This window comes from Pseudomonas sp. GW821-FHT11D10 (assembly GCF_058808435.1).
The window spans coordinates 113,014-126,772 of the sequence record NZ_JBXARR010000008.1 but is presented as its reverse complement, the minus strand read 5'-3'; the positions used below and the strand labels follow the sequence as shown (position 1 = coordinate 126,772).

At 61.2% G+C, this 13,759-nt stretch carries 14 protein-coding genes; 4 read left to right on the top strand and 10 right to left on the bottom strand.

Annotated features, from left to right (window positions below):
* Window positions 1–546 precede the first annotated feature (546 nt).
* Window positions 547–906, top strand: coding sequence for a DUF6124 family protein (locus tag AC1RT4_RS22120; protein ID WP_493087878.1), 360 nt, complete (start codon window positions 547–549; stop codon window positions 904–906).
* A 116-nt stretch (window positions 907–1,022) separates the two neighbouring features.
* Here AC1RT4_RS22120 and AC1RT4_RS22115 read toward each other — a convergent pair whose 3' ends face one another.
* The 5 genes from AC1RT4_RS22115 to inhA form a co-directional block, all read right to left on the bottom strand.
* A complete protein-coding gene (locus AC1RT4_RS22115) occupies window positions 1,023–1,442 on the bottom strand; it encodes a type II toxin-antitoxin system YafO family toxin (protein WP_493087876.1) in 420 nt (139 codons plus the stop codon).
* A 6-nt stretch (window positions 1,443–1,448) separates the two neighbouring features.
* Window positions 1,449–1,595 (bottom strand): hypothetical protein, encoded by a 147-nt coding sequence (locus tag AC1RT4_RS22110; protein ID WP_165369536.1) that lies wholly within the window; start codon window positions 1,593–1,595, stop codon window positions 1,449–1,451.
* Window positions 1,596–1,804: 209 nt separating this feature from the next.
* Window positions 1,805–3,370, bottom strand: a complete 1,566-nt coding sequence (locus AC1RT4_RS22105) for a methyl-accepting chemotaxis protein (RefSeq protein ID WP_493087874.1) — start codon at window positions 3,368–3,370, stop codon at window positions 1,805–1,807.
* 102 nt (window positions 3,371–3,472) lie between these two features.
* On the bottom strand, window positions 3,473–4,264 hold the full coding sequence (locus AC1RT4_RS22100; protein WP_493087872.1) for a CPBP family intramembrane glutamic endopeptidase: 792 nt from the start codon (window positions 4,262–4,264) through the stop codon (window positions 3,473–3,475).
* 133 nt (window positions 4,265–4,397) lie between these two features.
* Window positions 4,398–5,084, bottom strand: a complete 687-nt coding sequence (inhA, locus tag AC1RT4_RS22095) for an isonitrile hydratase (protein ID WP_493087870.1) — start codon at window positions 5,082–5,084, stop codon at window positions 4,398–4,400.
* 88 nt (window positions 5,085–5,172) lie between these two features.
* Between inhA and AC1RT4_RS22090 the strand changes: the two genes are divergently transcribed.
* Window positions 5,173–6,156: a GlxA family transcriptional regulator gene (locus AC1RT4_RS22090; protein ID WP_493087868.1), complete on the top strand. Its 984-nt coding sequence runs from the start codon at window positions 5,173–5,175 to the stop codon at window positions 6,154–6,156.
* On the opposite strand, the gene AC1RT4_RS22085 is transcribed toward AC1RT4_RS22090, so the two are convergent.
* The 4 genes from AC1RT4_RS22085 to AC1RT4_RS22070 all read right to left on the bottom strand — a co-directional run bounded on the left by AC1RT4_RS22085 (window position 6,125) and on the right by AC1RT4_RS22070 (window position 10,352).
* Window positions 6,125–7,024, bottom strand: coding sequence for an alpha/beta fold hydrolase (locus AC1RT4_RS22085; protein ID WP_493087866.1), 900 nt, complete (start codon window positions 7,022–7,024; stop codon window positions 6,125–6,127). The genes AC1RT4_RS22090 and AC1RT4_RS22085 overlap by 32 nt on opposite strands.
* Window positions 7,025–7,034: 10 nt before the next feature.
* A complete protein-coding gene (locus AC1RT4_RS22080) occupies window positions 7,035–7,424 on the bottom strand; it encodes a hypothetical protein (protein ID WP_493087864.1) in 390 nt (129 codons plus the stop codon).
* Between the two features lie 308 nt (window positions 7,425–7,732).
* Entirely contained in the window at window positions 7,733–9,559 is a 1,827-nt protein-coding gene (locus AC1RT4_RS22075; protein WP_493087862.1) for a glycoside hydrolase family 15 protein, read from the bottom strand.
* Window positions 9,552–10,352 (bottom strand): glucose 1-dehydrogenase, encoded by an 801-nt coding sequence (locus AC1RT4_RS22070; protein WP_085667895.1) that lies wholly within the window; start codon window positions 10,350–10,352, stop codon window positions 9,552–9,554. Before AC1RT4_RS22070 ends, AC1RT4_RS22075 begins: the two co-directional genes overlap by 8 nt.
* Window positions 10,353–10,560: 208 nt before the next feature.
* Here AC1RT4_RS22070 and AC1RT4_RS22065 point away from each other — a divergent pair, with 208 nt between their 5' ends.
* Window positions 10,561–11,733 carry an MFS transporter gene (locus AC1RT4_RS22065; protein WP_007956351.1) on the top strand — a complete coding sequence of 391 codons (1,173 nt, stop codon included), beginning with the start codon at window positions 10,561–10,563 and terminating at the stop codon, window positions 11,731–11,733.
* Window positions 11,734–11,739: 6 nt separating this feature from the next.
* Here the strand turns inward: AC1RT4_RS22065 and AC1RT4_RS22060 are convergent, their stop codons facing one another.
* Entirely contained in the window at window positions 11,740–12,870 is a 1,131-nt protein-coding gene (locus AC1RT4_RS22060; protein WP_493087859.1) for a cupin-like domain-containing protein, read from the bottom strand.
* Between the two features lie 127 nt (window positions 12,871–12,997).
* On the opposite strand from AC1RT4_RS22060, the gene AC1RT4_RS22055 reads away from it, so the two are divergent.
* Window positions 12,998–13,735 (top strand): thioesterase II family protein, encoded by a 738-nt coding sequence (locus tag AC1RT4_RS22055; RefSeq protein WP_493087857.1) that lies wholly within the window; start codon window positions 12,998–13,000, stop codon window positions 13,733–13,735.
* Window positions 13,736–13,759 lie beyond the last annotated feature (24 nt).

Sequence of the window (13,759 nt, the reverse complement as noted above, 5' to 3'; positions counted from 1 at the left end):
AGGCAGATTGAGGTGCTTTCAAAAACCTGAGTTCACCTCGGTATCCCACGTCGGCGTACCTCGTCCAAACACCTCGGTCAGTCCCCTCTCCCTCGGGGAGAGGGCTAGGGTGAGGGGGAAGGTTTCACTGACACGCCACCAAAACTGAAAGCTCCCACAGCCCGGCATTTCCAGTGCATAAACACGATCACGTGACCACGTTTAAAGTACACGAACCGTTACGCCATAAGGGCTACAACACCTTGCGTCGTTGCCTACGCGTACGCCAGAATCCGCCGGCTTACGCGGCTATGAGGCGGGCTATATCGTTTCCCTGTCACTGAAAAACAGTGATGGGGTTTGGTAGCCCGTCTCAAATTGTCGTTGTAGCGACACCCTAGTTGCCGTCTCTTTTTTGGGTATGGCTTTGTATGGTGGGCATGCGTGGGGCTCCTCTGTGAGCGCCGGGTTTCCCGATTTGACCGGTCTACCAACCCGCGCATGGCCGCCACCCGCCGTTTGGTAGCGAGGGTGATGGCTCCTATTTTTCAAATTGGAGTTCTATCTATGTTCAAAGCCACACCAAACCCACCAGATGTCGACCCAATCCCCCATGACCCCGAGCTCGAGTCCCAAAAGACAAAAGAAGCCGCCGACCGCGCACTCGACTTTTACCTCGGCCCCGAAATTCCGAAGTACTTCCCACCCAAGGCCCGTCCCATCTACATGGTCGATCCCACGCTCGATGACGAAACACTGCTTGTCGAAGCCAGTGAATCACTGTCGTCAGCCAACGCCATGGCCGGCAATATCGCCAACTCGGTAAAAGGCCCGGAACGCAAACCGCTGCTGGCGCTGCAACAGCTGATCATGTTGAACGAGCTGCTGGTAAATCGACTGCTGGACAGGCTGCGCTTGCCACAGTAATCGCTGGTAACCGCGTGTAACGCCAAATCAAAAACAAAAAACCGGATAGCTCTCACTATCCGGTTTTTTGTTATCACCCACTCAATACATTTTCCGAGAACTGGCCAGCCAGTTAATCAAAAGTCGTCGAGGTCCAGATAGATGACTTTTCCCACGACCCATGGCTCAACAATCTCGTAATGCACCGTTCGCAGAAATGAACCCCACTCACTCCGGTTATGGGCATCCGGGCCAGTGATTGTCAGCAAAAGGTATTCATCCCGGAAAGCATCGTAGGCGTAGATAAGCCAGAAGTCGTTGTCAGGATCGTCAACCAGGGCAGTTCGATAATACTGGCGGTCTATTTTTGCCCACCGCGCCTGGGTCGCTTGGGTACTGGCCAGGTGGATGTGATGCATATCGCTGAGGTCGAGTCGTTCGTCTCGCCCAAAAATAGCGGGCAGTTCACCGCACACTTTGTAGTTATAAAAATGAGCGGCGAAGTTTTTCCAGTTGTTGATTTGTTCGAAAAGCGCAGAGATTTTGACTACTGGCATCTATGGCTACTTTGTTATGGGTAGCTTGCCAGTGATCACATATTTATCGAACGCTTTCTGCCCATCACGCGCGGCTTGCCGGACATCAAGAAAAGTCAGTTCATCGCGAATGACTTTTTTAACCGGCTTGTCGATCTTTCTGGTGGTGGCCATCGGAGCCTCCAAAGGAGATGTATTCATACTGACCAGCTTAAGGGATTGGATTTCTACCGGCAAACGATAGAACCGACCCCAAAGGTGCACCAGTCAGCGGATTCTGGCGTGCTTGTAGGGCATAGCACCCCTATGTGTAGTCACGCCGTAAGCCACAATAAAAAACCCGGAAGCTCTCGCTATCCGGGTTTTTCGTATCAACCATCCAATCAGCGGTTAAACCGCTCCACCAACGAATACTGCGTATTAGCCGTCTTCGTCAGCTCTTCACTCAACAGCGCCGAGTTATGCGCCTGTTCCGAGGTCTGGTCCGCCAGTTCCGAGATGTTGCTGATGTTGCGGCTGATTTCTTCAGCCACGGCACTTTGCTCTTCGGTCGCGGCGGCGATCTGGGTGGTCATGTCGGTGATGTTGGCCACCGCTTCGCTGATGCCGACCAGGGCCTGATCCGCTTCCAGAACCCGTGCCACGCCTTCTTCCGCCTGGCGATGGCCGGCTTCCATGGTTTGTACGGCGCTGGAGGCAGTCTGTTGCAGCTTGGCGATCAGGGCGTGGATCTGGCCGGTAGATTCGCTGGTGCGTTGTGCCAGTTGGCGAACTTCGTCAGCGACCACGGCAAAACCACGGCCCATCTCGCCGGCACGCGCTGCTTCAATCGCAGCGTTGAGCGCCAGCAGGTTGGTCTGGTCGGCGATGCCTTTGATCACGTCGACCACGCCGCCGATTTCGTCGCTGTCCTTGGCCAGTTGGGTCACGGTCAGGCCGGTTTCACCGACGACGACCGACAGGCGCTGGATGGCTTCGCGGGTTTCGCCGGCGATGTCGCGGCCGCGGCCGGTCAGGCGATTGGCTTCCTGGGTGGCGTCGGCGGTGCGTTGTACGTGGCTCGCCACTTCTTGCGTGGTGGCGGCCATCTGGTTGACGGCGGTGGCGACCTGTTCGGTTTCCACGCGCTGACGTTCCAGACCGCTGGAGCTGTTGTGCGCCAGGGCGTCGGACTGTTTGGCCTGATCGGTCAGGTGCTCGGCGGTGTCCTGCAGACGGGTCAGGCAGGTTTTCAGGCGGGCTTCCTGGCTGAGGATCGACATCTCCAGACGCGCCTGGGCGCCACGGCTGTCGGTGTACATCTGCGCGATCAACGGGTCGGAGGTGGTCTGCTCGGCCAGACGCAGCAGGCGTTTGAGCCCGCGTTGCTGCCATTGCAGGCCCAGCAGACCCAGCGGCACCGACAGACCGGCGGCGAGGGCGAAGCCCCACTGCGAGTTCAACGTCGCGCCGATCACGAAGCTCAACTGGCTGACCAGAATGAACGGCAGCCAGTCCTGCAGCACCGGTAGCCATTTGTCGCTCGAAGGAATCGCCGACTTGCCCTGGTTGATGCGTTGGTAGAGCGCTTCGGCACGGCGGATCTGTTCGGCGGACGGCTTGACCCGTACCGACTCGTAACCGACCACCTGACTGCCATCGAACACCGGCGTTACATAGGCGTTCACCCAGTAATGATCACCGGTCTTGCAGCGATTCTTGACAATGCCCATCCATGGCAAGCCTTGTTTCAGTGTGCCCCACATGTGCGAAAACACCGCAGCCGGGACGTCGGGGTGACGAACCAGGTTGTGCGGCGCACGGATCAGTTCCTCACGCGAAAACCCGCTGATTTCGACGAAAGCGTCGTTGCAGTAGGTGATCACGCCCTTGGCGTCGGTTGTGGAAATCAACCGTTGCTGAGCCGGGAAAGTCCGTTCGCGTTGTGTAATGGGCTGGTTATTACGCATGGTTTTTCAATCCGCAAGGCTTTGAAAGGTTGTCGGCGGGGTCGGCCATTTATTGAAATTTTTTTTCATTTATAAGTACGGCGTCGCAAAACGGCCCTTGCTTCAACCCGCGAGCATCGGATAGGTGAACAGGCCGAAATGCAGCAGGTTCAGGCCAAAGTGCGTGGCGATCGCCGCACCGAGCCCGCCAAAACGGTAGGCCAGACCATAGCCGACACCCGCCAGGCTCGCCAGCAACACCCATTGCCAGCCGGCGCCCACATGCACCAGGCCGAACAGCAGGGACGCCAGCAGCAGCGCGAGGTTTTCGCCGTAGGGCAGTTGTTTGAAACGCCGGCTCAGGCCGCCCTGGATATAGCCGCGAAACAGCGCTTCTTCGACCAGCGTCACCAGCAGCAGATTGTTCAGCACCCAGAGCCACGCCTGATCCGGCCATTTCGGCGCCCAGGTGATCATGCCCAGCAACACCGCGCCGCCCAACGCCAGAATCACGCTCAACGTCAGTGCCAGCGCGGTGGCGTACACCGTCAGGCGCAATGAGCGTCGCGCGACGATCCATGGGCAGACCAGTAGCAGCCAGAAACCAATCAGCGGTTTGTCGAGGTTCAGGTACATCGAGAACGGCACGGCGTTGTCGGTGAAGCGCTGCGGCTCGATGGCCCGGCCGTTGTAGAAGCCCGGCAGCCAGTGCAGGGCCAGTGCCAGAGCCAGCACGATAAACAGGCCATGGCCGAGATAACGCCCGACCGGCACGGTTTGCTGGCGCACGGCGTAACCGGCGAAAACCAGCAGTGCAATGGAGATCAGCGCCAGCCAGCCGAGCTGGCCGAAGCTCAGCGCCAATCCGTAACCAAGGCTGAGAAGCCCGAGATAGAGCCATGGCAGAGCTGTCATGGAAAGTCCTTGTGCACGATTTGTGGACAGGCTTTCTACACGGGTGGGGACGAGGGGACAAGTGAAGGTGTAGGGGGAAACCGGGACGCTGGCACTGTGGGAGCTGATTCCCACAGTGCCAGTGTTTGGCAGATCAGCGAAGGTTGAGTTTCGCCGCCGCGCGCTCGGTGATTTCCGTGCGCAACTTCAGCGAAGGCGCTGCAAGTTTGCGTGCCTCATCGACAACCGCACTCGGCGCCGTCTCCGGGCTGCCCGAATCAAACGGCGGCGCCGGCGCATATTCCAGTTGCAACTGCACCAGTTGCGCCGTATCGACACCGACCAGCTCTTGCGCCAAGGTCAGGGCAAAATCAATCCCGGCGGTGATGCCGCCCCCGGTAAACAGATTGCCGTCACGCACCACCCGATCCTTCACCGCAATCGCGCCCAGCGTCGGCAGCAAATCGTGATAAGCCCAGTGCGTGGTCGCCCGTTTACCCTGCAACAGACCCGCGGCCCCAAGCACCAGCGAACCGGTGCACACCGACGTCACGTAACGCGCCTGCGCCGCTTGCGCCTTGATGAACGCCAGCGTCTGTTCATCCTCCATCAACGGCCCGACCCCGGCGCCGCCGGGTACGCAGATCACATCCAGATCCGGGCAGTCCTCGAACGTGGTGGTCGGTTTCAGCACCAACCCGGTGCTGGCGGTGACCGGCACCAGATCCTTCCAGATCAGGTGCACCTGCACGTCCGGCAGCGAGGCCAGCACGTCATACGGGCCGGTCAGGTCGAGTTGCTGCACCTGGGGAAACAACAGAAAACCGATCTGCAACGCCATGATTCTTCTCCGTGAAAAGGGGTGGACGGCTTCACTGTAGGCGCGTAGGTTTTGGCGCATACGCCAATCAGCCCACGAATTACGCCAAATGCCGAAAACCATCCACGTCCTCGCGTTCGCCAATGTGCAATTGCTCGATGTCACCGGGCCTTTGCAAGTCTTCGCCTCGGCCAACGACATCGCTCGCCAGCAGGGTTTGCCTGCGCCCTATGCGCCAACGGTCATCGCCAGCGGCGGCGGGGCGGTGAACTCGTCCGCCGGGTTGGCGATGCTGGCCGAACCGCTGCCGAAACAGCCCAGCGATACGCTGATCATTGCCGGCGGCTGGGGCGTTTACGCCGCTGCCGAAGACACCGGGTTGGTGAGTTGGGTGCGTGAACACGCGAACGGCTGCCGGCGTGTGGCCTCGGTCTGCACCGGCGCATTTCTGCTGGCCGCCAGCGGCTGGCTCGACGGTCGTCGGGTCGTCACCCACTGGACCCGCTGCGAACAACTGGCGCAGCAACACCCGCGCTTGCAGGTCGAGCCCAATCCGATCTTCATCAACGACGGCCCGGTCTGGACCTCGGCGGGTGTCACCGCCGGCATCGACCTGGCGCTGGCCATGGTCGAAGACGACCTCGGCCGCGACATGGCCCTGGACGTCGCACGGCAACTGGTGGTGTTCCTCAAGCGCCCGGGCGGACAGTCGCAATTCAGCGTGACGCTGTCACTGCAAAAACAGGGCAACCGCTTCGATGATTTACACGCGTGGATCGCCGAACACCTGACCTGCGACCTGGGCATCCCGACCCTCGCCGAACAGGCCGGCATGAGCGAACGCAGCTTCGTGCGCCACTACCGCGCCGACACCGGCCAGACCCCGGCCCGGGCGATTGAACTGATCCGCGTCGAAACCGCCCGGCGGTTGCTGAGCGATACCGGACTGCCGATCAAACGGGTTGCGGCCAATTGTGGGTTTGGCAGTGAAGAGACGTTAAGACGCAGTTTCCTGCGGGCCATGGGTGTGACGCCGCAGGCGTATCGGGAGCGGTTTTCGATCAGCGCTGGAGCAGATCCAGTAATGCCTTGAGCGTCTTGCCCGGCGCTTCCTCGGGAATGTTATGCCCGACACCCGCCAGCACCCGCCGCTCATAACGCCCGGTGAAGTGATGGGCATCTTCATCCTCCGCCGGCGCCGGGCCGACGCCATCATCGGCACCGCACAGCGAAATCGTCGGAACGCCGATCGCCGGTTGTTTCTCCAGCGCCTGTTCCATCCCTTCCAGCGCCGGATCGCCCGGCGCATACATGAAGCGATGGCGATAAGAGTGAATCACCACCTCGACGAAATCCGGGTTGTCGAACGCCGGTGCGCTCAGCGGATAACGCTCGGCGTTCCGCGCCCAGGTCGGTGACCACAACTGCCACAGCAACTCGCACAGCGCCCGACGATTCTGCGTCAGCCCTTCAACGCCACGGGGCGTGTGGAAGTAATACTGATACCAATAGCGATGCTCGCTCTGCGGATCCAGCGGCTGGACCGAATTCGGAATGTCTTGCAGGTTGTAGCCATCGCCGGTGACCAACCCGCGTACCCGCTCAGGAAACAGCGCCGCCACAATGCACGCCGCCCGACCACCCCAGTCATAACCGCACAACGTCGCTTGCTCGATTCCCAGCGCATCCATCAGATCCAGCAGATCCTGAGCCAGCGCCGCCTGCTGACCGGAGCGCAGCGTGTCCGGGCTGTTGAAACGGGTCGGGCCGTAACCGCGCAGGTACGGCACGATTACCCGATAACCCTTGGCAGCGAGGGGCGGGGCGATTTCGTCGAAAGCGCGGGGGGAGTAGGGGAAGCCGTGAAGGAGGATGACCGGCGCACCGTTTTCAGGGCCGTGATGCTCATAGGCGATGGTCAGACTTTCAGTCTTGCAAAGTTGCATCACGGCTTGGGTCATACGGGATTCCTCAAGATTCAGCTTCCGCCACCTGATTGAAATACTTGCTGCGATCCGGTGTAAACGTCACCACCATTTTCGTCCGCGAGCAGGTCATGACCCGCTCGGCACCCAGATCAATATCCAGGTCTTCCCCCCGCAACCCCTGCCACTGGGCGAGGTATTTCAGCGATCCGTACTTTTCATTCTTCTTCAGGCTGCGACTGACTCCGCCTTTCCAACCCAGCACCGGCAGTTCATCGGCGCTGCAGCGTTGGGCGAGGTCGGGGAAGCGGGTGGCGCGCTGGCGGCCGATTTCCCAGCATTTGATCAGGCCCTTGTCGGCGGCTTCCCACAGTTCGTCGCGCTTGAGGCCGGTGCGCAGTGGGGTGTCGATCTGGCGGTGGATGCGTTGGCTCATTCTGGTTCCTTGAATCGGGTTTTTATTGGACAGCTCCGCTGTGCCCGTTGCGGTGGATGGTAGGGGGGGATGTAACAGCTGGCAACAAGGTATTTCGGGGTGTAAGTGCGAGTTGCGGGCCAAGCGTTACACGGGATTGGCAGGTTTTTGTAGGCCGTGCCATCAACAACTTGTATCGAAAGGAATCGATTGTGTGGGCCAGCCCTTCAACCGCAAGGCTCGGGGGTGTTTGCCGTTCGTAGGTAGCCATCCTACAAACGGCGATTGGAGTTGAGATCTTTCTTACAGGCACTGGCGAAGAAGGATGACTAGGGCTGCCAGTAATTCTTCTCCCCACTCAACTTGCGATCCAGAAAGCTCGCCGCGCTGATCAGTGCCAGATGCGTCAGCGCCTGTGGTGTGTTGCCCAGATGCCGGCCACGGTTGTCGAATTCCTCTGCGTACAGCCCCAGCGGATTGGCGTAGCGCAGCAGTTGCTCGAATTCCAGGTGGGCCTTTTCAACTTGCCCGGCGCGGGCAAGACATTCTACGTACCAGAACGAGCACGCGGCGAAGGCGCCTTCAGTGCCGGACAAGCCATCAATACCCGCGTCGTCGTTGCGATAGCGGTAAACCATCCCGTCACGCACCAGATGTTTCTCGATAGCTTCCAGCGTCGCCAGCCATTTCGGATCCTTGGCGCTGACAAAGCGCACCAGCGGCATCAGCAGCATCGAGCCATCCAGCGCCGTGCCGCCCTGGTATTGCACGAAATGCCCGCGCTCTTCGTTCCAGAAGTTGTCCCAGATGTCGGCGTGGATCGCCTGACGGGTCTGGTCCCAGCGGGCAAAGGGCGCCGGCAGCGAACGTTTCGAGGCCAGACGGATTGCCCGGTCCAGCGCCACCCAGCACATCAAGCGCGAATGCAGGAAGTGATGTTGCTCACCGCGCATTTCCCAGATGCCTACGTCTTTGGTCTGCCAGGTCTCACAGACCTGATCGACCACTTCCATCACGTGTTTCCAGCCTTCGTGGGAAATCGCGTCGCCGTATTTGTTGACCAGATAAACGGCGTCCATCAGTTCGCCGAAGATATCCAGTTGAATCTGGTCGTAGGCGCCATTGCCGATGCGCACCGGTTTCGCGCCGCCATGGCCGGATAAATGCGCGAGTTCGGTTTCCGGCAGTTCCTGGCGGCCGTCGATGGCGTACAGGATGTTCAGTTTCATCGACTGGCCGCTGCAATCGCTGACCCGCCCGCGCAGCCAGCGCATGTAGCCGTTGGCTTCATCGACAAAGCCCAGGCGCATGAAGGCGTAGACGGTGAAGGAGGCGTCGCGGATCCAGGTGTAGCGATAGTCCCAATTGCGTTCGCCGCCGGGTGTTTCCGGCAGGCCGAAGGTGGCGGCGGCGAGGATTGCGCCGTGCTGGCGCGAGGTCAGCAGTTTCAGGGCCAGGGCCGAGCGGTTGACCATTTCGCGCCAACGGCCGCGATAGTTGGACTGGCCGATCCAGTCACGCCAGAACTTCAGCGTGCGCTCGATGCACAGTTGCGCGGCGCCTTCGGCAAAGCGCGGATCGTCGCTGGCGCCGAGCATGAATGCCGCCGTTTGATCCTGCTTGAGGGTGAATTGCCCGACCGCTGCATCGTGATCGACGCTCAAGGTTTGATCCGAGGCCAGTCGCAATGTCGGCTGCCCACTGGCGTTGAACAGCACATCCTTTTTTTCTATGACGGCGCGGGTTTCAGCGCGGGCGTAGTCATGCCGAACCGCGCAGCGCAGATGAAACGTCGCCTGCCCGCTGACCACCCGCACCCGGCGCATCAACAGCGGCAGGGCATCGTCGTTGTCGCCGATGGGCAGCAGGTCAGTGATTTCCACCACGGCGTGATCGCTGAGCCAGCGGGTTTGCAGGACGTTGGTGTCCGGAAGGTAAATCTGTTCGCGCCGGGCATCGGGCAGGTCCGGGGCCAACTGGAAAATCCCCGCATCGGGCGTGTCCAGCAGCGAACAGAAGATCGACGGACTGTCGAACTCCGGCCAGCAGAAGAAATCCACGCTGCCCTTGTCATTGACCAGCGCGGCGCTGCGCATGTCGCCAATAATGCCGTGGGCGTCGATGGGGCTTTGTCGTTCGGGAGGATGCTCAGCCATTGCCACGGAACTCCGGATAGAGGCTCATGCCGCCGTCGATGAACAGGGTGGTGCCGACGATGTAGTCGGAGGCATCGGAAGCGAGAAACACCACCGCGTTGGCCACGTCCTCGACATCGCCGATGCGTCCGTAAGGAATGAGTTTGAGCAGAGCTTGGCCGGCATCGCCTTCGGTGGCGTCCTTATTGATGGCCGTGCGAATCGCACCCGGCGCGATGCCGTTGATGCGGATGCGCTGGTGGCTGACTTCCTGGGCCAGGGTCTGCATCAGTTGATCGACACCGCCCTTGGACGCTGCGTAATTGACGTGGCCGGCCCAGGGAATGCGCTGGTGCACCGAACTCATGTGGATGATTTTGCCGGCAGCCCGGGACACGCCTTCGCGCACGCCCTGGCGATTGAAGATCCGCAGCGCGGCGCGGGCGCAGAGGAACTGGCCGGTGAGGTTGACGCCGATCACTGCGTTCCAGTCAGCCAGCGACATATCTACAGCCGCCGCGTCTTTTTGCAGGCCGGAATTGGCCACCAGAATGTCCAGTGTGCCGAAGGCGTCAAGGGTCTGCTGGAACAGCCGCTCTACGTCTTCTTCCTTAGAAACATCCGCGCCAATCGCAATGGCCTGACCACCGTCGGCGACGATCTGCCGGGCCAGCGCTTCGGCCGGCTCGGCCTGGCGGTTGTAGTTGATGACCACGGCGGCACCGGCAGCGGCCAGGGCTTTGGCGGCGCCGTGGCCGATGCCGGAACTGGCGCCGGTGACAAGAGCAACTTGGCGGGCGAGGGAAATCTGCATGCAGGGTCGCGCCTTGGGTTGAGGGCTTATTTAGCTGACTGACGGGCGGCGGCGAGAGTTCATCCGCGTACATGAAATCATCGACAGCTTTATGCGGCAGCGATTGGCCCTGCACGCCACAGGGACTTCACATTCCACCAACAATTGCGCGCTTCCCCGGCCGTCAGGCTTTGTGGCAACTTGGCCGCCCCTGATGAGGCTGTATCCGATGGCAAACCCTTACCGCGAGTTGTTCAACGCCCCCGGCGCCCGGGCTTTTGTGATTGCCGCGATGATCGCGCGCATGCCGATTTCCATGACCGGCATCGGCGTGATCACCATGCTCTCGCAATTGACCGGCGGCTACGCGTTGGCGGGCGGGGTGGCGGCGACGTTTGCGTTGGCCACGGCGTTTTGCGCGCCCCAGGTGTCACGGCTGGTGGACCGTTTCGGCCAGGGGCGGGTGCTGCCGGTGGCGGCGCTGATCGGCGGGGGCGCGCTGCTGATGTTGCTGCTGTGCACCCGCTTGCAGGCGCCGACCTGGACCCTGTTTGTCTGCGCAGCACTGGCCGGTTGCATGCCGAGCATGTCGGCGATGGCGCGGGCGCGCTGGACCGAAATCTATCGCGGCCAGCCGCAGTTGCAGACGGCGTATGCGCTGGAGTCGGTGCTCGACGAAGTCTGCTTTATTGTCGGCCCGCCGTTGTCGGTGGGCTTGTGCGTCGGCGTGTTTCCCGAGGCCGGGCCGCTGGCAGCGTTGTTGATGCTGGCCATCGGCGTCACGGCGTTCGTCGCCCAGCGCAGCACCGAGCCGCCGGTGCATCCGCACGAATCGCAGCATCAAGGTTCGATCATTCGTTCGACCGACGTGCAATGGCTGCTGGCGTTGATGCTTGCCATGGGCGTGATTGTCGGCGTGGTGGATGTGGTCAGCGTCGCGTTCGCCCAGCAGCAGGGGCAGCCGGCGGCGGCGAGCATCGTGTTGTCGGTGTATGCCATCGGCTCCTGTCTGGCCGGCATTGCCTTCGGCGCAATGCGCTCGAAGCTGCCGTTACCGCGCCTGTTTCTCTACGGCGGTCTGGCGACAGCGGTGACCACGCTGCCGTTGTTGCTGGCGAGCAACATTTTCGGGTTGGCCGTCGCGGTGTTCATTGCCGGGCTGTTCTTCTCGCCGACCCTGATTGTGGCGATGGCGTTGATCGAGCGCATCGTGCCACCGGCCAAACTCACCGAAGGCCTGACCTGGCTGGTGACGGGTTTGAGCATCGGCGTGGCCATCGGCGCCGCCGGTTCCGGCGCACTGGTGGATGCGTTCGGCGCGCGCAGCGGCTTTTGGCTGGCGATTGCCGCCGGAGCGGTGGTGCTGGGCTCGGCGGTGCAGAGCTTTCGTCACCTCAAATAATGCCGGTTACCAGCCCCGGCCCGAGTTCACCCAGAAGTTGACCGACAGCGAAGTCGACACCGACTCCACCTGATGGAACCAGCCTTCGGGCAGGAACAACAGATCCCCGGCCTCCAGCGTCACCCGCAGGAAGGTTACGTCGCGGGCGTTGGGGAAGCGCTCGTAGTCCGGCGCGTCCGGGTTGAAGTCGCAGCCGTCCAGGCCACCCTCGGGTGCGGTGGACCAGGTGCCCAGCGCTTCACGATGATGCGGCGCGGCGAGGGTGAACTTCTTTTGGCCCCAGACCTGGGCGAACAGGTTGTCGGTGTCGTCGCGGTGCAACGGGGTCAACGTGCCTTTGGGGCCGATCCAGATGCGCGGCGGGATGAACAGCGAAGCGTCGAAGTAGGGCGGGTACTGAATCTGCTGCATCAACGCTGCCGGCAGAATGTTGTTGCCCATGTAGGCCGGTGGCTCTCCGTCCGCACCTTTGACCGCCGGGCTGTCCAGCGAGGCGATGAAATCGGCCATCGACGTGGAGCGGAAATCCCGCTCGGTCGAGAACGTCTTTTTCACGTAATCGCCGTGGCGGGTGATGCCTTGCAGTTCGGCGAAATGCACCAGCGATTCTTCGCGGCTGAGCCTGAACAGCGGCCAGTCGTGCAAGGCATTGCTGATCACCACCGGAACGCCGTTGGGCAGGTAGCGGCTCTCGAATTCGATCAGCGACAACTCGCTGCGCGGTCTGCGCTCTACGACGGTTTGCGCTGGCAGGCTGGCGGTGAGTTTTTCGCTGAAACGCGGTGGCGTCGGATAGCGCTTGTTCATGTCGACCTTTTCCACCGGCGCCGCACCCCGGCGAGCGTGGTCGATGATCTGCGGCAGCATCGTCGCCAGGCCCATGTTGCCGCTGATCTTCAGGCGACCGCTGGCAAACAGCTCCTCGACGTTGGCGATGCCAGCCATGATCCCGAGGAAATCCTGCTCCGCAACCTCGATGGTCACATCGGGGCTGGCATGGCGACCGGCCTCGGTTCGGCTGCTCGCGCTGACTTCGGACCAGAATGCCTGTGAACCCAATACGAATTGGAAAACGCCTTCGATACCGACCGCGCCGGCATTGGCGAACAGCTTGCCCAGAATGGTCTGCAGGTCCACGGTGAATCCTCGTTGTATTTTTGGTCTGAACGGTTAACGAGTATTTGTGCCGGAAATTTACGAACTGCCGACTAATTTGCCGGGGCAGCAATCCGTACCCCTTGAAGAGACTTTTTTCGAGGGAAACGTGGTGACCAAGTTGACCCTGCTGTGCCTGCCGTACTCCGGCGCCAGTGCCATGGTCTACAGCCGCTGGCGGCCGAAGCTGCCGCAGTGGCTGCAATTGCAACCGGTAGAGTTGCCGGGGCGCGGCGCCCGGTTCGGCGAACCGCTGCACACCGACATGCGTACGCTGGCCATGCAACTGGCCAGGGAGCTGCGCCCGACACTCAAGGCCCCTTACGCACTGTTCGGCCATAGCCTGGGCGCCTTGCTGGCCTGCGAAATCGCTCACGCATTGCGCGCATTGGGCTGCCCGGAGCCGGTGGCGTTGTTCGCTTCGGGCACCGCGGCGCCGACGTTGCGGGCCGACTACGACCGCGGCTTTGCCGAGCCGAAGACCGACGCCGAGCTGATCGATCAACTGCGCACCCTCAACGGCACCAGCGAAGAAGTGCTGGCCAATGAGGAGTTGATGAGCCTGACGCTGCCGATTTTGCGCGCCGATTTCCTGCTTTGCGGCAGATTCCAGCCAATGCAGCGGCCGCTGCTCAACTGCCCGGTGCATGTGCTCGGCGGCAAGGCCGACAAGGCCACCACTGAACAGTTGATCGGCTGGAGCAAGGAAACCCGTGGCAGCTTCTCGGTGGACATGCTGGCCGGGGGACACTTCTTCATTCATGAACACGAAGCCAAAGTGTTGCGGGTGATCAAGGATCAACTCGACGTGCATCATCGTCGACATGGATTGATGGCCGCCGTCTAATCCGGATTCATCACTGTCCGGAAC

What these genes read in the sequence shown, in the direction of transcription:
- AC1RT4_RS22080 (WP_493087864.1), bottom strand. Translation starts at nt 7,424, where the DNA reads ATGAGCCAACGCATCCACCGCCAGATCGACACCCCACTGCGCACCGGC.
- AC1RT4_RS22110 (WP_165369536.1), bottom strand. Translation starts at nt 1,595, where the DNA reads ATGGCCACCACCAGAAAGATCGACAAGCCGGTTAAAAAAGTCATTCGC.
- AC1RT4_RS22085 (WP_493087866.1), bottom strand. Translation starts at nt 7,024, where the DNA reads ATGACCCAAGCCGTGATGCAACTTTGCAAGACTGAAAGTCTGACCATC.
- AC1RT4_RS22070 (WP_085667895.1), bottom strand. Translation starts at nt 10,352, where the DNA reads ATGCAGATTTCCCTCGCCCGCCAAGTTGCTCTTGTCACCGGCGCCAGT.
- inhA (WP_493087870.1), bottom strand. Translation starts at nt 5,084, where the DNA reads ATGGCGTTGCAGATCGGTTTTCTGTTGTTTCCCCAGGTGCAGCAACTC.
- AC1RT4_RS22115 (WP_493087876.1), bottom strand. Translation starts at nt 1,442, where the DNA reads ATGCCAGTAGTCAAAATCTCTGCGCTTTTCGAACAAATCAACAACTGG.
- AC1RT4_RS22075 (WP_493087862.1), bottom strand. Translation starts at nt 9,559, where the DNA reads ATGGCTGAGCATCCTCCCGAACGACAAAGCCCCATCGACGCCCACGGC.
- AC1RT4_RS22090 (WP_493087868.1), top strand. Translation starts at nt 5,173, where the DNA reads ATGCCGAAAACCATCCACGTCCTCGCGTTCGCCAATGTGCAATTGCTC.
- AC1RT4_RS22120 (WP_493087878.1), top strand. Translation starts at nt 547, where the DNA reads ATGTTCAAAGCCACACCAAACCCACCAGATGTCGACCCAATCCCCCAT.
- AC1RT4_RS22100 (WP_493087872.1), bottom strand. Translation starts at nt 4,264, where the DNA reads ATGACAGCTCTGCCATGGCTCTATCTCGGGCTTCTCAGCCTTGGTTAC.
- AC1RT4_RS22105 (WP_493087874.1), bottom strand. Translation starts at nt 3,370, where the DNA reads ATGCGTAATAACCAGCCCATTACACAACGCGAACGGACTTTCCCGGCT.
- AC1RT4_RS22065 (WP_007956351.1), top strand. Translation starts at nt 10,561, where the DNA reads ATGGCAAACCCTTACCGCGAGTTGTTCAACGCCCCCGGCGCCCGGGCT.